This is a genomic window from Streptomyces sp. NPDC026062 (assembly GCF_055568375.1).
In genome coordinates, this window is the sequence record NZ_JBVHOQ010000017.1 from 145,578 (window position 1) to 167,742 (window position 22,165).

General features: G+C 71.9%; 22 protein-coding genes. 10 read left to right on the top strand and 12 right to left on the bottom strand.

The genetic code is table 11. From position 1 onward, the window contains the following. Positions 1-25: 25 nt before the first annotated feature. The 5 genes from ACZ4LX_RS17935 to ACZ4LX_RS17955 all read left to right on the top strand — a co-directional run bounded on the left by ACZ4LX_RS17935 (position 26) and on the right by ACZ4LX_RS17955 (position 5,727). Positions 26-1,285, top strand: a complete 1,260-nt coding sequence (locus ACZ4LX_RS17935; protein ID WP_467644668.1) for a glycosyltransferase — start codon at positions 26-28, stop codon at positions 1,283-1,285. Next, positions 1,282-2,574 carry an MFS transporter gene (locus ACZ4LX_RS17940; protein WP_467644665.1) on the top strand — a complete coding sequence of 431 codons (1,293 nt, stop codon included), beginning with the start codon at positions 1,282-1,284 and terminating at the stop codon, positions 2,572-2,574. The genes ACZ4LX_RS17935 and ACZ4LX_RS17940 overlap by 4 nt, the downstream gene beginning before the upstream one ends. Next, positions 2,571-3,863: a glycosyltransferase gene (locus ACZ4LX_RS17945; protein ID WP_467644663.1), complete on the top strand. Its 1,293-nt coding sequence runs from the start codon at positions 2,571-2,573 to the stop codon at positions 3,861-3,863. Before ACZ4LX_RS17940 ends, ACZ4LX_RS17945 begins: the two co-directional genes overlap by 4 nt. Before the next feature lie 61 nt (positions 3,864-3,924). Further along, complete coding sequence (locus ACZ4LX_RS17950) at positions 3,925-4,509, top strand: mycothiol-dependent nitroreductase Rv2466c family protein (protein ID WP_467644661.1); 585 nt, start codon at positions 3,925-3,927, stop codon at positions 4,507-4,509. 432 nt (positions 4,510-4,941) lie between these two features. Continuing rightward, positions 4,942-5,727, top strand: coding sequence for an HAD-IIA family hydrolase (locus ACZ4LX_RS17955; protein ID WP_467644659.1), 786 nt, complete (start codon positions 4,942-4,944; stop codon positions 5,725-5,727). 266 nt (positions 5,728-5,993) lie between these two features. Here ACZ4LX_RS17955 and ACZ4LX_RS17960 read toward each other — a convergent pair whose 3' ends face one another. From ACZ4LX_RS17960 to ACZ4LX_RS17975, 4 genes are all read right to left on the bottom strand, one after another. Further along, positions 5,994-7,052 carry a hypothetical protein gene (locus tag ACZ4LX_RS17960; RefSeq protein ID WP_467644657.1) on the bottom strand — a complete coding sequence of 353 codons (1,059 nt, stop codon included), beginning with the start codon at positions 7,050-7,052 and terminating at the stop codon, positions 5,994-5,996. Between the two features lie 268 nt (positions 7,053-7,320). Continuing rightward, positions 7,321-7,650, bottom strand: coding sequence for a hypothetical protein (locus ACZ4LX_RS17965; protein ID WP_467644655.1), 330 nt, complete (start codon positions 7,648-7,650; stop codon positions 7,321-7,323). Between the two features lie 184 nt (positions 7,651-7,834). After that, a complete protein-coding gene (locus ACZ4LX_RS17970; protein ID WP_467644653.1) occupies positions 7,835-8,566 on the bottom strand; it encodes a carboxymuconolactone decarboxylase family protein in 732 nt (243 codons plus the stop codon). A 676-nt stretch (positions 8,567-9,242) separates the two neighbouring features. Continuing rightward, positions 9,243-10,469 carry an ROK family transcriptional regulator gene (locus ACZ4LX_RS17975; protein ID WP_467644651.1) on the bottom strand — a complete coding sequence of 409 codons (1,227 nt, stop codon included), beginning with the start codon at positions 10,467-10,469 and terminating at the stop codon, positions 9,243-9,245. Positions 10,470-10,525: 56 nt separating this feature from the next. On the opposite strand from ACZ4LX_RS17975, the gene ACZ4LX_RS17980 reads away from it, so the two are divergent. Then, on the top strand, positions 10,526-11,683 hold the full coding sequence (locus ACZ4LX_RS17980) for a Gfo/Idh/MocA family oxidoreductase (RefSeq protein ID WP_467644648.1): 1,158 nt from the start codon (positions 10,526-10,528) through the stop codon (positions 11,681-11,683). Further along, complete coding sequence (locus tag ACZ4LX_RS17985; protein WP_311312276.1) at positions 11,680-12,159, top strand: heme-degrading domain-containing protein; 480 nt, start codon at positions 11,680-11,682, stop codon at positions 12,157-12,159. Before ACZ4LX_RS17980 ends, ACZ4LX_RS17985 begins: the two co-directional genes overlap by 4 nt. A 64-nt stretch (positions 12,160-12,223) precedes the next feature. Here ACZ4LX_RS17985 and ACZ4LX_RS17990 read toward each other — a convergent pair whose 3' ends face one another. From ACZ4LX_RS17990 to ACZ4LX_RS18005, 4 genes are all read right to left on the bottom strand, one after another. Then, on the bottom strand, positions 12,224-13,084 hold the full coding sequence (locus ACZ4LX_RS17990) for a fumarylacetoacetate hydrolase family protein (protein ID WP_467644645.1): 861 nt from the start codon (positions 13,082-13,084) through the stop codon (positions 12,224-12,226). 136 nt (positions 13,085-13,220) lie between these two features. Continuing rightward, positions 13,221-13,991 carry a YidC/Oxa1 family membrane protein insertase gene (locus tag ACZ4LX_RS17995; RefSeq protein WP_467644643.1) on the bottom strand — a complete coding sequence of 257 codons (771 nt, stop codon included), beginning with the start codon at positions 13,989-13,991 and terminating at the stop codon, positions 13,221-13,223. Between the two features lie 126 nt (positions 13,992-14,117). Beyond that, a complete protein-coding gene (locus ACZ4LX_RS18000) occupies positions 14,118-14,453 on the bottom strand; it encodes a DUF6412 domain-containing protein (RefSeq protein WP_467644641.1) in 336 nt (111 codons plus the stop codon). A 69-nt stretch (positions 14,454-14,522) separates the two neighbouring features. Next, on the bottom strand, positions 14,523-15,053 hold the full coding sequence (locus tag ACZ4LX_RS18005) for a winged helix-turn-helix transcriptional regulator (protein WP_467644638.1): 531 nt from the start codon (positions 15,051-15,053) through the stop codon (positions 14,523-14,525). 249 nt (positions 15,054-15,302) lie between these two features. On the opposite strand from ACZ4LX_RS18005, the gene ACZ4LX_RS18010 reads away from it, so the two are divergent. Further along, entirely contained in the window at positions 15,303-16,712 is a 1,410-nt protein-coding gene (locus ACZ4LX_RS18010; protein ID WP_467644635.1) for an MFS transporter, read from the top strand. A gap of 11 nt (positions 16,713-16,723) precedes the next feature. Here ACZ4LX_RS18010 and ACZ4LX_RS18015 read toward each other — a convergent pair whose 3' ends face one another. From ACZ4LX_RS18015 to ACZ4LX_RS18025, 3 genes are all read right to left on the bottom strand, one after another. Continuing rightward, positions 16,724-18,226, bottom strand: coding sequence for a sodium:solute symporter family protein (locus tag ACZ4LX_RS18015; RefSeq protein ID WP_467644632.1), 1,503 nt, complete (start codon positions 18,224-18,226; stop codon positions 16,724-16,726). Next, complete coding sequence (locus ACZ4LX_RS18020) at positions 18,223-18,381, bottom strand: DUF3311 domain-containing protein (RefSeq protein ID WP_467645112.1); 159 nt, start codon at positions 18,379-18,381, stop codon at positions 18,223-18,225. The genes ACZ4LX_RS18015 and ACZ4LX_RS18020 overlap by 4 nt, the downstream gene beginning before the upstream one ends. Positions 18,382-18,462: 81 nt before the next feature. After that, on the bottom strand, positions 18,463-19,272 hold the full coding sequence (locus ACZ4LX_RS18025; protein WP_467644629.1) for a class E sortase: 810 nt from the start codon (positions 19,270-19,272) through the stop codon (positions 18,463-18,465). Between the two features lie 125 nt (positions 19,273-19,397). Here ACZ4LX_RS18025 and ACZ4LX_RS18030 point away from each other — a divergent pair, with 125 nt between their 5' ends. Next, the gene (locus ACZ4LX_RS18030) at positions 19,398-20,405 is read left to right on the top strand and encodes an SEC-C metal-binding domain-containing protein (protein ID WP_467644626.1); all 1,008 of its coding nucleotides are present in this window, start codon (positions 19,398-19,400) and stop codon (positions 20,403-20,405) included. Positions 20,406-20,528: 123 nt separating this feature from the next. Then, entirely contained in the window at positions 20,529-21,035 is a 507-nt protein-coding gene (locus ACZ4LX_RS18035; protein WP_467644623.1) for a GNAT family N-acetyltransferase, read from the top strand. Between the two features lie 150 nt (positions 21,036-21,185). On the opposite strand, the gene ACZ4LX_RS18040 is transcribed toward ACZ4LX_RS18035, so the two are convergent. Continuing rightward, the gene (locus tag ACZ4LX_RS18040) at positions 21,186-21,698 is read right to left on the bottom strand and encodes a nuclear transport factor 2 family protein (RefSeq protein ID WP_467644620.1); all 513 of its coding nucleotides are present in this window, start codon (positions 21,696-21,698) and stop codon (positions 21,186-21,188) included. Positions 21,699-22,165 lie beyond the last annotated feature (467 nt).

Below are 22,165 nucleotides of genomic sequence, written 5' to 3' on the forward strand. Positions count from 1 at the left end.
CTCAGACCCTCACCGAAGGACAGTGATGACGTACCCACCCGATCAGCAGGTCTGCGTGGTGATACCGACCTACAACCGGGCTGAACTCCTCCGGAAGCAACTCGAAGGGCTCACGCGGCAACGGTTTGCCCCGGAACGGTTCGAGGTCGTCGTCGCCGACGACGGCTCGTCGGACGACACGGCCGAGGTGGTCGGATCGTTCTCCACCAGACTGAACATCGGCTATTACACCCAGGAGGATCTGGGCTTCCGGGCCGCCGCTGTCCGCAACGGCGGCGCCCGGCTGGCCGGCGCCCCCCTGCTGATCTTCCTCGACACCGGCGCCCTGGTCGGACCCGACTTCGTTGCCGAACACGTCGCGGCGCACGAGCACGGCGAGGCCGGCGGCCGGCTCGTGCTCGGCTACACCTACGGCTACAACCCGTACCAGCCGTTCCCGGGACTCGCCGAGGCCATCGCCGGGAGCGAACCCGAGGAAGTGGTGCGTACCTACGCCCACGAGGTCGATTTCCGGGACCTGCGCCACGACGACCTGGAGAAGGTCGGCTTCGACCTGGGCCGCCTCGCCGCCCCCTGGATGAACGTGTGGGCGCTCAACATGTCCCTGCCCGCGGCCGACTTCCACGCGATCGGCGGCTTCGACGAGGACTTCCGCTCCTGGGGCGGGGAGGATCTGGAGTTCGGCTTCCGCGTCCACCGGCGGGGAATGCCGATCGTGCTGTCGCATCGGGCATGGGCCCTGGAGAGCCCGCACGAACGGGATCTGGACGGCAACCGCGGCAGCAACTGCGCCAACTCCTGGATGCTGTGGGAGAAACATCCCTGCCCGGTGATGGAGTTGTACGGGGCCATGTACTCCCGCAACCACTACGACCCGCCGCTGGAACACGAGTACCGGCGACTGCTCGACTGGACGGAGCAGGCACGGGGCATCGACGTACGCCAAGAGGTGGCGCGCCTGGTGGCCGAGCCGCTGCCGGACGGCCGGTTGCCGGACCGCGTGGTCGTCATGGGCGCCGGCGGAGACACGCGTGCCGGCGGGTCCGGTACCGGTGTGTCGTACACCCTGGTCGACTTCGACGCGTGGCCGGAGGCGGACGGTGCGGCGACCCTGCGTGCGATCGGCCTGCGAACCGTGCTGGAACCGGAATCCGCCGACCTCGTCGTGATCACTTCGCGGCTGCGCGGGCTGTGGGAACGCTGGTCCGGTGACCTCCTCGACGAGGCCCGCCGGATCGGCGGCTCGGTGCGGGTCGCCTTCTCCGAGGGAGAGGGGCCGGGGTGACCGGCAGGACCACCAGGAAGGCGCTGGCCGACACTCCCCAGCGGAAGATCATGCTCGGCGTTCTGCTCGTGGACACGATCGCCGCCGGCGCCTTCTACCCCCTCACCTTCCTCTATCTCACACTCAGTACTGATCTGCCGGTCGCGCAGATCGGCCTGATCCTGACCGGGGGCGGCCTCGTCGCCCTGGTGCTGAACCCGGTGGCCGGCAGTGCGGCCGACCGCTGGGGTCCCCAGCGGACCATCGTGCTGGCCAACCTGTGCTGCGGTCTGGGCTACCTGGGACTTGTCTCCATCCAGGGCTGGTTCCAGCTGGTCGTGGCGGTCGCGTTCATCTCCTTCTCACAGCGTCTGTACTGGGTCAGCTGGCCGGTGTTCGTCGCCGAACAGGTCGCCGAAGGGGAGACGCTGGACCGGTGGTTCGCGGTCGTCAACGCCTTCAAGAGCGCCGCCCTCGGCCTCGGCGCGGCCGCCGCCGCCCTCGCGCTCGCCGTCGGTGACGTCGCCACACTGCGGGTGATCCTGTGCGTCGCCGTGGTCGCCTCCTTCCTGTCGGCTGCGGTGTTCTTCCGGCTGCGCATGAACCCGGACGCCCCGGCGGGGGCCACCGGGCGGGACGCGGACGAGCCGGCGGGCCCCGACGCGGAACCGTCCGCCGCCTCAGGAGGATGGCGCGCGGTGCTGGGCGACCGCCCGTACATCGCGCTGACCGTGGCGCACACCGCGCTGACCTTCGCCTGGCTGCTGCCCGGCGTCGTACTCCCGGTGTACTTCGTGGACACGCTGGATCTGCCCCCGTGGGTGCCGTCCGTGGCGTTCGCGGTGAACACGGCCATGACCGTGCTTTTCCAGACGGCCATCTCGCGTTCCCTGACGACTCTGCGGCGCACCCGGGCGGTGCTGGTCGGGGCCTGTGCCTTCCTTCTGGCCTTCGCCGTGTTCGCGGGCGCCGGCAGCGCCTCACGGATGGTCGCGACGGGGCTCGCGGTGGTCGGCATCATGATCTTTTCTCTCGGTGAGATGTCCGCCGGGCCGTCCGCGCAGTCGCTGTCGATGGAGGCCGCGCCGGTGCCGATGCGTGGCAAGTACTCGTCGGTCTTCCAGATGTCGTGGACCGTTTCCAACGTGGGCGGTCCCGCCGTCGTCGGGGCGCTCCTGCAGTGGAACAGCCTGGCCCTGTGGCTGGTCCTGGGCGTGCTTGTCGCGCTGGGCGGACTCGGCTTCGTCGCCTGCGAGAGGGCGTTCCCCGCACGTGTCCTGTATTCCCGGCCGAAGAGGAGCCACGTATGAACCGCGAGGGACCGCGCATCCTGCACGTCAGCACCACCGACAAGCTGGGAGGGGTCAGCGAGGTCATCCGCAGCGAACTGCCCTACCTCGCCGAGTCGGGGTGGCAGCCCCGGTGGGTCGCGGCGAACGACCTCGACGAGGCGCACGACGCGGCGTTCATCCTGCACAACGCTCTGTACGGTGTGCCGGTGGGTGACTTCCCGGAGAGCCGGGTGCGTTCGGGCGTCGAACAGTTCCTCGCGGCGAATGCCGAAGCGGTGGTCACGGCCGCCCGGGACGCCGACGTGGTCGTCCTGCACGACCCCATGGTGCTCAACCTGGCGGCCACGATCCGTTCCGTGACGCCGAGGATCGCCTGGCGCTGTCACGTCGGCTCCGAGCGCCTGGAGACGATCGACCAGGATGCGATCTCCTTCCTCCGCCCCCAACTGGACGTCGTGGACCACTTGTTGTTCTCGCACCGCGGTCTGGTCTGGCCGGGCTGGGAGAAGGACGAGCGTGTTCTCATCGTCCCGCCGGGAATCGACCCGCGGTCGTCCAAGAACCAGGACCTGCCGGAGGAGACGTACGCCGCGTTGTGGTCCGACGTCCACGCGGCCCGCAGCACCTCGGCGGCCGTGGACATCGGTGGGGACGACGCCCGCATAGTCCTGGACCACTTCGGCACCGGTGGTCTGCGAGCCCCCGACTCGCCGTTCGTGCTCCAGGTGTCCCGATGGGACCCGCTGAAGGGCCAGCTCGGGGTGGTCCGGGCCTTCGAGGACCTCGCACGGCAGGAACCGGACGTGGAACTCGTGCTCGTCGGCCCGCACATCGACGCCAGGCAGAACTATCCGGTGAACCGGACGGTGTGGGAGGCGCTCGTACGGGCCCGTGAGGAGCTGGAAGGACCGGTGCGCGAAAGGGTCCACATCTGGCGGTTCGGCCCGGTCCGGCGCACCGGCGAGGACCTCGCGCTGAACGTGCTGCGACGGTACGCCCGGACCGTGGTGCAGAACAGCGTCAGGGAGAGCTTCGGACTTACGGTGGCCGAGGCGATGTGGCGGGGCTCCGTGGTCGTCGGCGCCGACGTCGACGGCATCAGCGAGCAGATCGACCACGACGTCAACGGCCTCCTCACGCCCTACACCGAAGGCGGTGGGCCGTGGGCCGAGGCGGTGCGCAGGTCGCTGACGGACGAGGCCGGCCGAGACCGCTGGAGCACGGCCGCACGGGCCACGGTCGAGAAGCGCTTCCTGTCACACACCGGCGTGCTGCGCCAGACGACCGCGTTCACCGGCACTCCCTGAAGGAACAGCCCCCGACCGTTCGGAAGCCGAGAACGGCGATACTGAAGAAGAAGGTTGCGACATGAGCGTGACGATGTGGTTCGATCCCACCTGCCCCTTCACCTGGCGCACCTCACGCTGGCTGCGGTCCGAGGCCGCGGCCCGGGGCGAGAAGCCGACCTGGCGGCTCATGAGTCTCGCCGTCCTCAACGAGGGCCGGGACGACATCCCGGACCGGTACCGGGAAGCGCACCGTACGGGGGCGCGCGTCCTGCGCGTGCTGGCGGCGGCGGCCGGGCACGGCGGCGACGAGGCGGTGGACGCCCTGTACACCGAGCTGGGAACGCGTGTGCACGACGCGGGCGGCCAGTGGGACGCCGGAACCGTCGGCGACGCGGTGGCCGCCGCCGGCCTGCCCGCGGAGCTGGCGGACGCGGCCGACGACCCGGTGTGGGACGCGACCGTACGGGGGCAGCACGAGGAAGGGCAGGCCCGGGTGGGGCAGGAGTCGGGCTCCCCTCTGATGGCGTTCGGCGAGGCCCCCGGCTTCTTCGGCCCGATCCTCACGGCCGTGCCTGAGCGGGAGGAGGCGGCCCGTCTCTACGACAGCGTCGCCGCGCTCTCCACCATCACGGCCTTCAGTGAACTGAAGAGGGCCAGGGCCTGACCACTCTCCGTGGGCAGCGGCAGGCATGACGTGACGGCGTGGAAGGGCTGCCCCGTCCTCCTCGCACCCGGCCGTGAGCTGCGGATGGTGACGTACGCGGTGCGGCACGCGACGAGCGACGCGGAGCGGAGGAGCTCACCGGAATCCGGTGGTGACCTCCGTTCGTCTCGTCGGCCGATCGACTGTGCCGCGGCAGGCCCGGTTCCGGCCTCGCCGACGAGTCGGACGAGGCTTCACCGGTGGGCAGAAGGCTGTGAACGGTGCATCACGGGGGTGGCACGGACCAACCTGGCTACGACTCCGAGCAGGGAGAACGTCGCCCAGCAGCACGACGATGCGTCATCCAGCACAAGCGCTCCCGGCCCCGGTCCCGGCCCCGGATGCTCGTCGGTAGCCTGGCGATCAGCTATTGAGCCGAGCGAGGGGAACACCATGGCAGAGCGCAAGCCGATCGAGGCCTGGCTGACCGATATGGACGGGGTCCTGATCCGTGAAGGAGTGCCGATCGCCGGTGCCTCCGCCTTCATCGAAGCGCTCAAGGCGGCGGGCAAGCCGTTCCTGGTGCTCACCAACAACTCCATCTACACCGCGCGCGACCTGCAGGCGCGCCTCGCGGGCATGGGGTTGAGCATCCCGGAGGAGAACATCTGGACCTCCGCACTCGCGACCGCGAAGTACGTGGAGGAGCAGCGCCCGCATGGTTCCGCGTACGTCATCGGCGAGTCCGGCCTGACCACGGCACTGCACCACGTCGGATACGTGCTCACCGACTCCAGCCCCGACTTCGTGATTCTCGGCGAGACACGACAGTATTCGTTCGAGGCCATGACCAAGGCTGTCCGGCTGATCAACGCCGGGGCCAAGTTCCTGTGCACCAACCCCGACGAGACCGGCCCGTCCGCCGAAGGGCCGCTGCCGGCCACGGGTTCCGTCGCGGCACTGATCGCCAAGGCCACCGGCAAGGAACCGTACTTCATCGGCAAGCCCAACCCGCTGATGATGCGCCACGGCCTGAACAGCATCGGGGCACACTCCGAAACCGCCGCCATGATCGGCGACCGGATGGACACCGATGTGCTCGCCGGTCTGGAGGCCGGTATGGAGACCTTCCTCGTCCTGTCCGGCCTCACGGAGGAGGACGAGGTGGACAACTACCCGTTCCGGCCGACACACGTCAAGAAGTCCATCGCCGACATCGTGGAACTCGTGCAGCCGTAGCCGCCGCGGTCCTCGCGGCAGTGGAACGCCGGAAACGGCGAAGGCCCTCCCGGGGTCCTCTTGGGCTGCGTCCTGGGAGGGCCTTCGTGCTGCGCGCAGAGGGCCGCCATCCGGCTCCGGAGCGCAACAGAGCGCAGGTCAAGGCCGAATGGGTGGTACGGGTTCGGGTCACGCCGAGCACCGGCGCCGTGCAGCGCCGGCGTCCCCGCTCCTCGGGGGTCGGGCAACGGGCGCCGGAAGGGCCGGGGCCCGGGGGCCGATCGCGTTCAGTGCGGGGTGCGGCGGGTCCGGCGGGCCCTGAGGACGATGGCTCCGCCGCCGATCAGGAGCCCGGAGACGGTGAGGGCGGACACCGGGACCGGTACGGAGATTCCGGTCCTGGCGAGCTCCGGCACCCCGGCCGGGTCGCGGCCGGGTGCGAGGGGGCGCGGGGTGCCGGTGGTTCCGGTGGTGGGGCTGGCGTCCGGCCGGCCGGTGAGCCCGTCGCCGTCACCCGTCTCGTCGGGTGCGTCGCTCGGGCCGTCGTCGTCCGCCCCGGTCCCGCTGTCCTCGACGACGGTGAACGGGTAGTCCTCGGACTCACCGACCCACTCCCCGTCGAGGCTCTTGCTCCCGGCGTCGCTGTCGCCCCGGCCGTCCTCGCCGCCCTGCCGCTGGACGATCGCGGCGTTGGCGGTGATCCGGCCGGGGCTGGTGTCGGAGGTGAAGGCCAGCCTGACCTGGACGGTGACGGTCCGGCCGGGCGGCACGGTGAAGCCGGGGAAGGAGTCGGCGCCCTCGCCGCCGAAGACCCCGATGTGCTCGTCGCGGTCGGTCGTCTCCCAGCTGACGCGGTGTTCGACGCCGGGGTGGGCGCGTTCGGAGAACTGCAGCTGGATCTGGTCGGAGGTCAGGGTGCGGTCCTCGTCGGTGAGGACCAGGACGGGGTGGATCGCGCGGCAGGGCTCGGCCGTGGTGTTGGTCAGGTCCAGGAACCAGGTGCCGTAGCCGCCGCCCGAGGCGTAGGTGTCCGGACCGCCGTGGATACGGGTGTCGATCGGGAAGTCGGCGGCCCTCGCGTCACCGCAGGCGGGCCCCTGGTCGGCGGTGACGGAGCCGGGTACCGAGGCCGGGGTCAGGCCCGCGGAGGTGGTGGAGGCCGGATCGCGCTGCGGGACGGCGGAGGCCGCGGCAGCCCCGCCGAGTACCACGGGCATGACGCTCGCCGCGGCCAGCCCGAGGACGAGGCCGTGCCGGGGCCGCCCGCCCGCAGGAGGCGGCGACGGCGGGCGCGGGGGGACGGAGGGTTCGGGGGAGGGATCGGAGGATGACGGTGTGAGGGGCATGAGGGGGCAGCCTTCGCTCGTCGCGGAGTACGGTCGGCTCGCCCCGGGCCCGGAGTTCACCGGTCTCGGCCGCGACCCTGCCACGCTCCTCGGGCCCGGCCGCCCCTGACATGCCGCCGGCCGCCCGCGAACCCCTCGGCCGGCCCAGTCGTCCGTCCCCCTTGCCGGCCGGGTCCCGCCCCTTCGGCGCCTGCCCAGGTCACGGGAGATCAGCCGACGGGGCGGGCCGGTGTCCACGGGCCACCGGTGGCGTGCCGCGACCGGGCGATCAGATGACCATGTTCATGGCGAAGACGGTTCCCGCCTGCCCGTAGATGCTGATCCGGTAGTTCCCGCCGTGCCCGTGCGCGACGTGCTCCCCCATGGCGAACAGCACCATGACGTTGTTGTCCAGGTAGTAGAAGAGGGTGATGCTCCGCTGGAAGTTGCCGGCGCTTGCGTGCAGCACCGGGAACCCGTTGAAGGTGAAGCCACCGGTCGGCAGTCCGCCTCCGTTGAACGCCTGGTTGAGCGCCTGCAGAAGCTGGGCAAGCCTGTTCAGCATGCCGACCCGCGCGAGGACGTTGGTCAGATAGGTCTGCGTGGTCGTCTGATTCATGGCCCCCGTCCGGCCGGCACCGTTCCCCCTGAGGATGATCATTGGCATGAGACGTTCCTCTCGATCGTTCAACGCGAACTGACGGCGGTTTCCTCGCTGTTCCGGGTGGTCTGCCCGGCCCGCCGTCGGACCGCGCCCCTCGGCGGAGGAGCGCGGCCCCGTGCACCGCTGGTGACGCAACGGCTCACGCGGGGGTCGGCAGCGACCTGTCCTGCTGGATCAGCAGGGGCGTGAGCAGGCTCAGGGAGTCGACGGGCGTCGTCCAGTTGGGCTTGGCCGGGCCCCAGCCGTGGTCGATGTCGTAGGTGATCTCCCGCTGCGCCGCACCGGTCAGGTCGACCAGCAGGCCGGGCCCGAAGGCCTGCTCGACAACGGTCGACGTCTCGATGACCGCCGTGGCGAACATCAGGAGGACCCTCTCCACCGGGGTGAAGAAGTCCACGTTCCTGCCGTGCAGCGGGAACGCGGCCAGCGGCGTCGCCTTCCCCGCCTGCCCCGCGGCCACGTGGTTCAGCTGCGCGAGGCCCGATGTGAAGGGGCGGGTGGTGTCGTTGTCGACCGTGATGCAGCGCGTGGCGCCGGGGCTGCCACCCACCGTGCCGGTGCCGGACACGTTGTCGACGGTCAGGGTCTGCCCGAGGGCGATGTCGTAGCTGTTGATGCCGCTGATCCTGCCCTGGGGCACGATCTCTCTCCGTGAGGTGTAGGCCTGGTACTCCTCGTGCCAGGTGATGTCCGTCGTCGTGGCGTAGTCGTTGGTGACGAACCAGACCAGCGGCTTGCCGCCGCCGGTCGAGGAGTTGACCGCCTTGAAGCCGTAGAGGTAGAACCCCTCGTCGACCAGGCGGTTGGTGGTGTTGTCGCTCATGGTGATCGTGATCTCGACGAGGTGCTGACGGGCACTGGTTTTCCTCATTCCTGGGGCGCCCCCGAATCGGATCGGTCCTGGGGCAGGGGTGTGCCGGGGCAGCGGCCAGGGGGCTTGCCCGGGGCCGGGTTCGTGCGGGTGAGCGGGTGCGCGGGCGGTGCCGTGAGACGGCGGCCGGCCCGTGACGGCATCGGCGTGCGTGCCGTGCGAGTCGCCGCCTCCGCCGGGCGAACCGGCGCGCGCTCTCACAGCCGCCGCGCCGGGCCCGCTCTCTTGTCCGGCTCGGGGCGAAGGAAAGGCTCCGGCCGGAAGAGGAAGGTCCTCTTCCTCCTTTTTGCGCTCAACGAGGCGGTGCCAAACGGAAACAGCGGGGGCGGGGGACGGCGCTCGAGTCACATACAGGCACACACCTCTCACGCATTTCGCGGCAGTGATTTCTTGCGCGCCGGAGCCGATGGTGTCGCGCGGGTGCGCAACGGCCCGTTCACGGTGCTGTATTGGGGGCGCACAGGCCCGCCTCGGGCGCCTCGGCGCAGCACACGGGGGTGCGGGCTCCGGGTGCCGTCAGCGCAGCGTGCGGGGCCGTCCCGGGTGCCGTTGTCGCAGCGCAGGAGGTTGTTCGGGTGCCGCACCGGGGCGCGCGGGTCCGCACCTCGCACCGCGTGCGCAGCGCATGCGCCCACGCCGGGGGCGTCAACGCGGCGCCACACCCGGCCCCGTACGGTCAGCCGCGCCCGCCGGCTGGATCGGACGCGCCGGACCCATCGGATAGGTCAGCCGCGCCGCGCTCGCCGACGGGGTCCGGCGGCAGGTCCGTACCCGCGCCTCGGCCCGCGCCTTCGCCCGGGGCCCCGTCCGCACCGCCGACACGGCCGAACAGCGGGGCGAGGATCAGCTGCGCCGCGCCCTCGGCAACCGGCCGGTCGCCTCCGCCGACGGCGACGACCGGCACCGGCGCCCGGTCCGCCCCGTCGCGCCGGGCCCGTTCGTCGAGCACCGCGCGTACCCCTCGGACGTACGTGTCCGGGTCGGCGGCGACGGTGCGCCCGCCCAGCACCACCCGGTCGATGTCGAGCAGCCTGACCAGGTTGGCGGCGCCGGTCCCCAGCACCCGCGCGGCCTCGGCGATGTCACCCCGGCCGGCAGCGGCAAGGCAGAGCGCCTCGATGCAGCCACGCCCGCCACAGCCGCACAGCGCGCCGTCCAGCTGGACGGTCTGGTGGCCGAACTCCCCCGCGCCGGTGCGCGCCCCCCGGTGCACCGCCCCGCCGAGCACCAGCCCCGAGCCGAGGCCGGTGCCCAGGTGGAGGTAGGCGAAGTCGGCGGGGGCGGGGGCCCGGAGGGCGAGCCCGAGGGCCGCGGCGTTGGTGTCCTTGTCGATGACGACGGGCAGTCCGGTCCGCGCGGCAAGCGCGTCCCGGAGCGGGAAACCGTTCCACTGCGGGAACCCGGTGACGCGGTGCAGCACCCCGCCCCGGTGGTCGAGCGGCCCCGGCACGGCGACCCCCACCCCGAGCACCGGCAGCGCACCGTCGCCCCGCACCGAGGCGACCGCGCCGGCCGCCGCCGCGAGCACCTCGTCCGCCGGGGCGCCGAAGTCCAGCGGCTCCGTCCGGCTCACGGCCACCTCGCCCGCGAGGTCGACGAGCACCGCGGTCAGCTCGTCGCGGTCCAGATACAGGCCCACCGCGTGTCCCGCGTCCGGCACCAGCCGCAGCACGGTACGCGGCTTGCCGCCCGTCGAGGCGCGGCGACCGGCCTCGGCGGCCAGGCCCTCGGCCCGCAGCCGGGCGGTGATCTTACTGACGGCCTGCGGCGTGAGCCCGGTCCGCCCGGCGAGTCCGAGGCGGCTGATGCCCCGCTCGCCCGCCGCCCGCAGCAGGTCCAGCACGAGCGCCGCGTTGTGGCTGCGCAGTGCCGGCAGGTTCGCGCCGCTGTTACTCCTGTTCACGGACCCATTGTCTCCCGCGCTTGCACTTTGGCAACAGTGTTGCCAAAGTGGAACGCATGACTGAACACGCGACTCACGAGACCTCCGGCACGGCCCCGGCCCCCCTGCGCGTCGGGCTCGTCGGCTACGGCCTGGCGGGTTCCGTCTTCCACGCCCCGCTGATCTCCGCGACCGGGGGCCTGGTCGCGGACACGGTCGTCACCTCCAGCGAGGAGCGCCGGGAGCAGGCCCGTGCCGAGTTCCCCGCCGTGCGGTTCGCCGCCTCGCCCGACGAGCTGTGGGCGCGCGCGGACGAGCTCGACCTGATCGTGATCGCGTCGCCGAACAAGACCCATGTCCCGATCGCGACGGCCGCGCTGAGGGCCGGTCTGCCGGTGGTCGTGGACAAGCCGGTCGCGGGTACGGCTGCCGAGGCCCGGGGGCTGGCCGCCCTGGCACAGGAGCGCGGGCTGCTGCTCTCGGTCTTCCAGAACCGCCGCTGGGACAACGACTTCCTCACCCTGCGCGCGCTGATCGCCGGGGGCGAACTGGGCGAGGTGCAACGCTTCGAGTCCCGCTTCGAGCGGTGGCGCCCACAGCTGAAGGGCGGCTGGCGCGAGTCGGGCGATCCGCGGGAGATCGGCGGGCTGCTGTACGACCTGGGCAGCCATGTCGTCGACCAGGCGCTGACCCTGTTCGGGCCCGCGGCCCAGGTGTACGCGGAGTCGGACGTACGCCGTCCGGGCGCGGCGGCCGACGACGACACGTTCCTGGCGATCACCCACACGAACGGGGTCCGCTCGCATCTGTACGTCAGCGCGACAACGGCCCAGCTCGGCCCGCGCTTCCGGGTGCTCGGTTCCACCGCCGGCTATGTGAAGTACGGCCTCGACCCCCAGGAGGCCGCCCTGCGCGAGGGTGCGCGCCCGACGGCGGACGGCCCTTGGGGTGTGGAGGACGAGACGCTGTGGGGCCGGCTCGGGGCGGGCGAGTCCCCGCTCACGGGCGGCGGGGCCCCGGTGCGTACGCTGCCGGGCGACTACCCCGCGTACTACGCCGCGGTCGCCGACGCGCTGCGCGGGAAGGGCGAGAATCCAGTGACCGCCCTCCAGGCGGCCGACGCGCTGGACGTGCTGGAGGCCGCCCGCCGCTCGGCCCGTGAGGGCGTCACGGTCACCCTGGCCGGAGCCTCCGCGCTCCCCACCACTCACACCACCGAGGTGCAGTCCGCATGAACCCCACCGCTCCGACCATCTCCGAGCTGATCGCCCAGGAGCGCCGGCTGACGCTGCCGCACTTCGGCTACGACGACGCGTACGCCCTCGGCGGCCTGCTCGTCGCCCTGGCCCGGGAGCGGCACGCCCCGGTAGCGATCGACATCCGGCGCGGCGCCCAGCAGCTGTTCCATGCCGCGCTGCCGGGTTCGAGCGCGGACAACGACGCGTGGATCGACCGCAAGCGCAAGGTCGTCGAGCGCTACGGCGAGAGCTCGTACCTGGTCGGTACGCGGTTCCGGGCCAAGGGGACGACGTTCGACGAGGCCTCGCGTCTGGACCCGGACATCTACGCCGCGCACGGCGGCTCGTTCCCGATCGCGGTCGAGGGCGCGGGCGTCATCGGCTCGGTCACGGTGTCGGGGCTGCCGCAGGCGGAGGACCACGCGCTGGTGGTCGAGGCGCTGGAGCAGTTCGCGACGAAGATCAGCGGCTGAGCGGCACCGGACACCCGGAAGGGGTGGGGGCCGCCATAAGCGGCGACCCCCACCCCTCCGATCTTTAGGCGTTCTTCAGCTCCTGGCGCTGCCGCCCCAGACCCTCGATCTCCAGCTCCACGACATCCCCGGCCCGCAGATACGGCTTGGGCTCGGGCTGCCCCATCGCCACCCCGGCGGGCGTGCCGGTGTTGATCACGTCGCCCGGGTAGAGCGTCATGAAGTGGCTCAGGTAGCGCACGACCTCGCCGACCGGGAAGATCTGGTCGGCCGTCGTGCCGTTCTGCTTCAGCTCGCCGTTGACCCAGAGCCTCATCGGCAGCGCCTGCGGGTCGGCCACCTCGTCGGCCGTCACCAGCCAGGGGCCCAGCGGGTTGAACGTCTCGCAGTTCTTGCCCTTGTCCCAGGTCCCGCCGCGCTCGATCTGGAACGCGCGCTCGGAGACGTCGTGGGCCACCGCGTAGCCGGCGACGTGTGCGAGCCCTTCCTCCGCGGAGTCCAGGTACCGGGCGGTGCGCCCGATGACGACGGCGAGCTCGACCTCCCAGTCGGTCTTCTCGCTGCCGCGCGGCACGAGCACGGTGTCCTCGGGGCCGACGACCGTGTCCGGCGCCTTGAAGAACAGGATCGGCTCGCCCGGGATCTCGGCGCCGGTCTCCGTGGCGTGGTCGTGGTAGTTCAGCCCGATGCACACGATCTTGCCGATCCGGGCGAGCGGCGGACCCACCCGCAGCCCCTCGGCGTCGAGCACGGGCAGCTCCCCGGGCGCGGCCGCGGCGGCCCGCACCCGGGCGAGCGCGTCCTCGTCGGCGAGCAGCGCGCTGTCGATGTCGGCGACGGTTCCCGACAGGTCACGCAGGGTTCCGTCCTCGTCCAGCAGCGCCGGTCGTTCCGCGCCTGCCGTACCCACACGAAGCAGCTTCAACGGTCTTTCTCTCCTCGGTCGGGATCGTGCCCGTCGGATGGGTTGCGGCCATCGCAGGCTTGTCCGATCCTCCAAGACATCCGATCACTCCGCAAGACCCTGTTCACACACTGGACCGGAGCACCCGTCGCCTCGGCTACGCCGCGGTGGCCACGGCGGCGCCCGCGGCCGGCATGTCGCGGTAGAGGCAGGCCCGCTCGACGGCGGTCCACGTGGTGCTCGTGACCACGTACAGCGCGGCGGCCAGCGGCACGAAGGCGACGGTGAAGAGGGTGAAGAAGGACATCAGCGGCATCACCTTCGTCATCGCACCCATGCCCGGGACCGGCTGCCCGTCGGGGCCGGTGGCCGGGGCGACGGGGTTGGCGGCCATCTGGCGCTTGGTCCGCCCGTAGTTGAACGTGGCGACGGCGGCGACGATCACGAACAGCCCCACGTACACGAGGCCCTGCGTCCCGAACATCCCGCCGTCCGCGAGCGCGTCGCGCCAGCGCTCGCCGAGCGGAGCGCCGAAGAGCTGGTGGCCGAGGAGTTCGTTGGCGTCGTCGCCGATCCTCGTACTGGAGAAGAGGTGGTACAGCAGGAAGAAGGCCGGCATCTGAAGGAGGCTCGGCAGGCAGCCGGAGAGCGGCGAGACCTTCTCCTCCTTGTGCAGCTCCATGAGCGCCTTCTGCATCCGCTCGGGGTTCTTCCTGTGCTTCTTGCGCAGCTCGGCGATCTGCGGCTGGAGCCGGCGCTGCGCCTTCTGCCCCCGCGCCGCGGCCCGGGACAGGGGATGCACGGCGAGTCGGACGAGTGCGGTGAACAGGATGATCGCGGCGGCGGTGGAGGCGTTCTGGAAGAGCGGGTGGAGCACGTCGGCGAGGGCGCCGACCAGGCTGGCGAATGCGGACATGAAGGCGGACATGGATGAGCCCTCCGGGGGTCTCGTCGTGCCGGGAAGTGGTTCGGCTTCGGCATGACGATCCGCGCGGGGCGCCCGTACGCACGCACATGGCGTGGGTATCCGGACGAAAGAGGGGAGGGGCGAGCCCTACGCGGCCGTCAGGAGGGCGCGGCCGGGGGCTCGGGGACGTCGGCGCCCCTTGGCATCGGGGTCGCGTTGCGGCAGGAACGCGGTGCGTTTCTCCCGGTCGCGCATGGCGGTGCGGACCCGGGTGCGGGGCACCGGGGCGGCGCAGCGCGCGCTGATGACCGAGCAGGCGACGAGTGCGGTGCCGGCGGCCGCGGTGGCGGCGAGCGCGACGGCGGCGGAGAGGCTGCCGCCCTCGGCGAGCAGGACCTCGGTGAGGAAGAAGAGCAGGAGCCCAGCGGGGCGCAGAACCCGGGCGAAGGCACCGCGCATGCGGTTCGTGGCGCGTGCGTCCATGATTCCTCCCCCTTCCGCTCTCCCCCGACCGTGCGCCGCGATTCCCCGCGGCACTTCAACCTTTAACCGTTATACACGATCGGCTTCCAGGGGCATGAGGAGTCGACGAGGTGTGAGCAGCGCGCGGCCGACCGGATTTCCGGTGTCCGTGTCGAGCCCCTCACCGGGCCTCATCTCGACGTCCTCGGGCGGTACGGAGACGGCGCAGGCCGGGCATTCCCCGTACACGCCCAGTTCCGTACCGCAGTCGGCGTGGACGAAGACACGCACGGGGAGGGTGCCGGGGAGGTGGTCGCGCCCCCACACCCCGAGGGCGCGGATGACGGGCCAGAGCGCCTTGCCGCTGTCGGTCAGGACGTATTCCTCGCGCGGCGGCGACTCCTGGTACCGGCGCTTGTCCAGCACCCCGGCCTCGACGAGGGACTGGAGCCGGGTGGCCAGGACGGCACGGGGGATCCCGAGGTGGACGAGGAAGTCGTTGTACCGGCGTACGCCGTAGAAGGCGTCGCGCACCACAAGCAGGGTCCAGCGCTCGCCGGTCACTTCGAGTGCGCGGGCGAGGGAGCACTGCTGGTTCGCGTAGTCCTTGCCGAGAGCCATAAGCCCACATTACTCCCTCAAGGTTCGGTGAACGAACCGACCGTGCTAGCGTCAGCAGCGGCGAACCAAGTTCATTCACTGAACCTAGAACCTCGGGGCGCACGCACGCACGCACCACGACCTGACGAACCCACCGGCCCACCGGCCCACCGGCCCACCGGCCCACCGGCCCACCGGCCCACCGAACCCTCGGCCTTCCTCGGCCCCCCGCGAAACCCCCGCAGCCCCTGCCAGCCCCGGAGCGATGCCATGGCCCAGCCCGTACACCCCCACGCCGCGCAAGCGACCGCCCCCGCGCCACCACCCCCCGCTCGCCCGCATCCGCGCCCCGGGCCGACTCTCGCGGTCACCGCTGCCGCCACCGCCGTGGCGCTGATGAACTACACCGCGCCGATGACGACGGTCCCCGGCATCTCCGCCGCCCTGGCCACCCCGCCGTCCGGCCAGGCCTGGCTGCTCAACGGCACTCCGCTCGGACTCGCCGCCGTCCTGCTGGTCGTGGGCAGCCTCGCCGACGACTACGGCCGCCGCAGACTCTTCCTGATCGGCACGCTCGCCCTCGGCCTCACCACCGGACTCGGCGCGCTCGCGACCGACACCCTCACCTTCACGCTGGCCCGGGTCGCCCAGGGGGCGGCGAGCGCCGCGATCCTGGCCACCAGCCTGGGGCTGCTCGTCGGGGCGTTCCCCGCCGGTGCGGCACGGATCAGGGCCACGGGGATCTGGGGCGCGTTCGTGAGCGCGGGAATCGCACTCGGCCCGCTGCTGGCGGGTTCGCTCGGGTCCGTCGACTGGCGGCTCCCCTATGCCGCGCTGGGCCTCGCCGCACTCGTCACGGCCGCCTTCGCGTTCCGTACGCTCGCCGAGTCCCGGGCCCCACGCGGCGGCCGCCCGGACCTGGCCGGCACGGCGGTGCTGGCGACGGCGATGGCCGCGCTGGTGACCGCGCTGACGCTCGGCAGGGACGGCTGGCTGCGCGCCCCTGTCGCCCTGCCGCTGCTCGCCGTGCTCGCCCTGACCCTCGTGTTCCTGGCGGTGGAGCGCCGGGCGGCGGCCCCGCTGATCGACCTGTCCCTGCTGCGCAGCCGCCCGTTCCTGGCCTCGGCGGCCGGCGGGCTGTTCACGGGCCTCACGGTGATCGGCCTGTTCAGTTATCTGCCGACGCTCCTCCAGCGGGCGCTGGGTCTGTCGGCGCTCGACTCGGCGTGGCTGTTCCTGCTCTGGTCGGGCACGGCGTTCGTCGTGGCGTTGCAGGCGCGCCGGCTGACGGGCCGGGTCACGGCCCGCCACCAGCTGGCCGTGGGCTTCGCGCTGCACGCGGTGGCCGTGCTGTCCCTGCTCGGCACCCTGGAAGCCACCGCGCACCCGGGCCCGGCGGTGTGGCTGCGGCTGGTCCCGGCACTGATCGTCGCGGGCATCGGCAGCGGTCTGCTGAACGCGGCGCTGCCCCGGCTGGCGGTCGAGTCGGTGCCGCCGGAGCGGGCGGCGATGGGTTCGGGCGCGAACAACACGGCCCGCTACATCGGCTCGTCGGCGGGCGTCGCCCTGACGATCGCCGTCGCGACGACGGGCTCGGGCGCGGACGGCGCGATGCTGCTGTCGGTGGGGCTGGCACTGGTGGCGACGGTCAGCGCGCTGCTGCTGCGGGACCGGGCCTGACCGCACGGCCCTCACCCCGCCGGAACGAACTCCTCCCCCTCGATGTCGTCGCGCGCGAGCACCTCCTCGTCCGGCCGCTCGTCGTGCTCGCGCGGCCCCGCGTACGTCACCGCCAGCGCGACGGCCAGATTGGCGCCCAGCGCGACGATGCCCGCGTTCACCCCCCACACCGGGTCGTTCTCCGTGAACACGAATCCGCACACCACACCCACCCCCACGACCAGCCCGCTCATCGCCCCGAGCAGGGTCAGCCGTCGCCACATCAGGCCCAGCAGCACCATGGGGAGCAGCTGCGCCATGCCCTCGTACGAGATCAGCGAGAGCCGGACCAGGGTGTTCGGCGCGGTGTACGTGAGCAGCAGCGCCAGGCTCCCCGCGACCACGACGACCACCTGGGCCGCGCCCTTCTGCCGCCGTTCCCAGCGCGGCACGAGCGAGAGCACGCTGCGCCCCCACATCGTGCCGATGACCAGCATGAAGACGGCCATCGGCACGATCGAGGAGAGGGCGGCGGCAACGCCGATGATCCCGACCGACCAGGCCGGCAGCGAGTCCACGACCAGCTTGAAGAGCGCCAGGTTGGACTCGGCACCGACGAGCCCCGGCACGACGAAGAGCGCCGCCATGCCGAGCAGCATCGGAACGAAGAGCAGGACGTTGTAGGCGGGCAGCCACATCGCGTTGCGGCGCAGCACATCGGCGTTCTTCGCGCCGAGATAGCCGGCGACGGTCGTCGGGAAGATCACGACGGTGAGGGAGTTGAGGAAGGACGTGGTGATGAACCAGGCCTGTCCGAGGCCGCTGTCGCCGTGCCCGGGAAAGGTCAGCCATTCGCTCTTCTCGGTGACGAGCCGGTCGAGGAAGGGCCCGTAACCGTCGAAGTAGTGGTGCGGTACGTAGAAGGCGAGGAAGCCCAGCGTGGCGATCACCATCACGTCCTTCAGCACGGACACCCACGCGCTGCCGCGCAGCCCGCTGACCACGACGAATCCGGTGGTGACGGCGAAGGCGACGAAGTAGGCCCAGTTCAGGCTGATCGCGCCGTAGGAGATGGTCGAGACGACGACGCCCATGCCGGTGATCTGGAGCTGGATGTACGGCAGCAGGAACACGGTCGCGAGGACGGCGACGAGCGCCCCGAGCCAGGGCCGGCCGAAGCGGTGCGCCACCATGTCGGTGATCCCGACGAGTCCGTGCTGACGGGCGTACGCCCAGAGCATCGGCCCGACGACATAGCCGACGGCGTAACCGCAGGACATGTACGCGACGACGTAGAGGACGGGCGCGCCGTAGTTGTAGCCCCAGCCGGCGGCGCCGAGGTAGCTGAAGCTGGTGTAGCCCTCACCGGCCATCAGCACCCAGATGAAGACCGTCCCGAGACTGCGCCCGCCCACCGACCATTCGGCGAGCCCGCCGCCCTCTCCCCCGCGTCTGCCGCGCACGGCGAGCAGTCCGAGGGCCACGGTGGCGACCATGAAGACCCCGAAGACGGTGGTCGCGACGGTGGCGTTCACCGGCGGTCACCCCGCCTGGTCAGCCACACGGCCACGGGGGTCAGCAGGGTCGCCCCGAGGAGCCAGAAGAAGAGGAACGGCAGTCCGAGCACCATGGGACGGACCCGGTTCACGAACGGCAGCGCCCCCAGGTAGAGCACATAGGGAACCAGCAACCACAACAACTGCGGACGTCGTCTCAGCACGTCGGAGAACCTTACGACCTCACCCTCCACTACCGCGCCCGCCCGCGGCGGTCACCGCTCCCGCGTTCCCGTCAGCTTCCCCCACACCACCAGCCGGTACCGGGAGGTGAACTCGGGCGTGCACGTCGTCAGGGTCAGATAGGACCCGGCCGCCCGGTAGCCCACGTACGGCTTGATGTTGCTGCGCGGCACGGCGGCGATGACACCGCTGTCGCCCGGCTGGGTGCGGGCGAGGGTCTTGTCGACGGTGTACGTGTAGACGGCGTCCCGGGTCTCGACGGTGATCCGGTCGCCGGACCGCAGACGGTTGATGTAGCGGAAGGGCTCGCCATGGGTGTTGCGGTGCCCGGCGAGCGCGAAGTTCCCGGAGCCGCCGGGCTGCGCGGTGCGCGGGTAGTGGCCGACGTACCCCTTGTCCAGGACGCCGTGCTTGCTGATGCCCTGGGCGACGGGGGCGGTCAGCCCGATGCGCGGGATGCTGATGACGGCGTACGCCTGGGAGCTGCGGGGCGCGGACGCGGACGCCGTACGCCCTCCTCCGCCACCACCGGCCTTCTCCCCCACGGCGGGACCGCCGCCGCCGCCGTCACCGCCCACCGGCTCCGGCGACGTCTCCTCCACCGTCGGATCCGGCACTCCGGGCGCGTCCCAGTCCCGCTGGAGGGCGTGCACGGTGTCGGCGGCCTCGGCACGGGCCTGCCGGTTGGTCCACCACAGCTGATGGGCGACGAGCAGCAGCAGGACGACACCGAGCGTCACCACCAGCTCCGCGCCCGTCCACAGCCCGCGCGCGGCCAGCCGCCTGCCGCGCGCGCCGCGCTGCACCACCACCGGTATCCGTTCACGTATCCGCTCACGCACGGGCCGCACGATAGAGCCAAGGCCCGCAACTCTCCAGAGCGGTCACACGTCTCACCCACCGCCACCGCTCTCCCGAGCCGGAACACCCCTCCGGCCCGCACCCGTACGGCAGTACGGTGTGGTTCATGCGCCCCGACACGCCTGCCGACCACACCACCGAAGCCGAGCGCCTGCTGCGCACCGCGGCGCAGTACCCCGAGGACCACGAACCGCTGCTCCTCCAGGCGGCGGCCCATCTGGAACTCGCCGGGGACCGCGCCCGCGCCACCACTCTCTACGACGAACTGCTCAGCGCCCCCGACACCGAACACCCCCACCTGGTGAAGGCGCTCAGCGCCGCCAACCTGTGGGAGTACGGCCACGAGGCCGAGGCCCGCGCGATCATCGACGGCATCCGCGCGGCCGGCCCGCAGGAGGCGGCCCCCTGGGAGATCGCGGCCGAGACCCTGGAGGCCCACGACGAGCTGGAGTCGGCCCACGACTTCTTCTCCGCGGCCCTCACCCTGCTCATCGCCCCGGGCGAGGAGGTCCCCTACGCCACACAGTCGCTGCTGACCGGCCGCCACCGGGTCCGCCGCCTGATGGGCGCCACGCACGACGCCTGGGACGAACTGGCCGACGCCCTCCACACCGCGGCCGTCCCGCTGGACGAACTCCACGACCCGAAGCGGCTGTGGGCGCTGGGCTCGTCCGACCCGGGCGAGCTCCGGGCCGAGATCACCCGTCTCCGCGCCGAACTGGGCACGTACCGCACGGCCCTGTCCCGCCCGTTCCCGGTGGCGGTGCTCCACTGGCCGGAGCCCGAGCTGCGCGAACTCCTCACCGCGTACCCGGGCCTGGGCAGCGAGTACGCCTCGCACCCGGACCACCTGGCCCGCCTGGAGGCGGCCCTGCGCGACCTGCACGCGGCGGGGACCCCGAACCTCGGCATCGTGGCGGGCACGGTCCCGTCGTACGAGGCGTTCGCCGCCTCCGAGGCCGCCTCCCCGTCCGACCCGGACCTGCTCCCCCAGTACGCGACGACGCTGGCGGCCCGAGGCCGGGCGGTCCCGTGGCCGCCGGCGAGGAGCGCGGCGTGCTGGTGCGGCTCGGAGCGGTCGTACCGGGACTGCCACGGGGGAGCCGCGGTGTAGAACGGCCCGGGAGCGGGCCTTCGAGGTCCGCAGCGCAGAACGGCTGCCGGGGCGGGGCCTTCGAGGTCCCGCCCCACCAGAAATCCCGATGACCTCGGGCGCGCCCCCGCATACCCTGCCGCCATGCCCGTACTCCAGCGCCTGCGCCGCGACCACGCCCCCGCCCTCCTCGCGTTCGAGCGGGAGAACCGGTCCTTCTTCGCGGCGTCGGTACCGGACCGCGGAGACGACTACTTCACCCACTTCACCGCCCGCCACGAGGCCCTGCTCGCCGAACAGGAGGACGGCACCTGCCACTTCCACGTACTGGTGGCGGAGGACGGCGACGAGATCCTGGGCCGGTTCAACCTGCTGGACGTGGCGGACGGCGCGGCGGACCTGGGCTTCCGCCTGGCCGGGAAGGAGACGGGGCGGGGCCTGGCGACGGAGTCGGTGCGCGGCCTCTTCACGCTGTGCACGACGGCGTACGCCCTGACGACGCTCGGCGCCTCGGCCACCCTCACCAACACCGCGTCACGGTCGGTCCTGACGCGGACGGGGTTCGTCGCGACGGGAGAGGAAGTGGTGCTGAGCGGGAAGCGGGGGGTGCGGTACGTACGGAAGCTGCCGGAGCACCCGTCCGGGGGCTGAGGGCGGTTCCGGACAGGGCGGAAACGGAGGCGGCTCCGAACAGACAGTGGGGGCGTACCGCAACCACCCCGACCACCCCGCCCGGGCACCCCGACCGGTCGGCGCGCCTGGACGGCCTCGGCCGGACGGCGTGCCCGGACGGAACGCGGACTACGCCGCCCCGCCCGACTCCTCGGCGGGCCGGAGGACCCCGTAGTCACCGAGCCGGATCCGCATATCGAAGCTCCGGTGGCTCAGCCGCCAGCCGGTATCGGTGCGCACCCAGTTGTCGTCGTAATCCCCCATGCACTCGAAGAACTTGCCCCGCATGACTCCGGCCCCGGTGTGGTGGACCCGCGCGGCGCTGAGACTGCGGGCCCGGTCGCCCTCCACGGTCACGCGCGTGTTGCCGAGCAGATGCTGAGTCGGGCCGCATCCGCCCAGATGTCCCTGGACCACGGCCAGGATCGCCTCGATCCCCTTCCTTCCGTAGCCCGTTCCGTCAGCGGTGAAGGTGTCCCGGACCGTGTCCCAGTCGCGGGCATCGAGGGCGGTCTGCAGTCCGTAAAGCCGGTCGAGCACGTCCGCACGATCCCGCGAAGCGGCGCCGCCGGCCGTCTCCGCTTCCTCCAACTGCCGCACCCTGCGCTCCAGCAGGGTCAGTCGCTCTTCGAGGCCGCTCATGGCTTGCACTCCCTTTCGGCCGGATCGGCTCGCGCTGCCCGCTCGCCGTCCCGCGGTCCTGTGTAGCGCGCGCGGCATCCGCCGCGAAGGGACCTGTCCCACCCACCGGACGGCGGGGCCCACAGCCCCGCGCCACACCCCCGTAGCAGTGCTGACCTGACCGACTTTCCTCTGTCCAAACGCCCCCGGTGCCCCGACCATGTCTCCTGAACCATGAACCACTTCGGGGGAAGGCAGACACAGGATGAGCAAGGACGCTCCGGACACACCGGACGACAACCCACCGCCGTCACGCTCCCGGGCCAAGGGCAACCCGGGCCCGCCCCCGCGCCCTTGGAACCGCGAGCCCTCTGCCAGGGGTGGCGCGATCCACGTTATGTTTTCCACGGCTCCGCAACGGGGCCGCTGGCCTCCGGGCCCGGCATGACTTGGTCCCCCTGTCCGAGATGACCTGGGGGGTGGTGTTC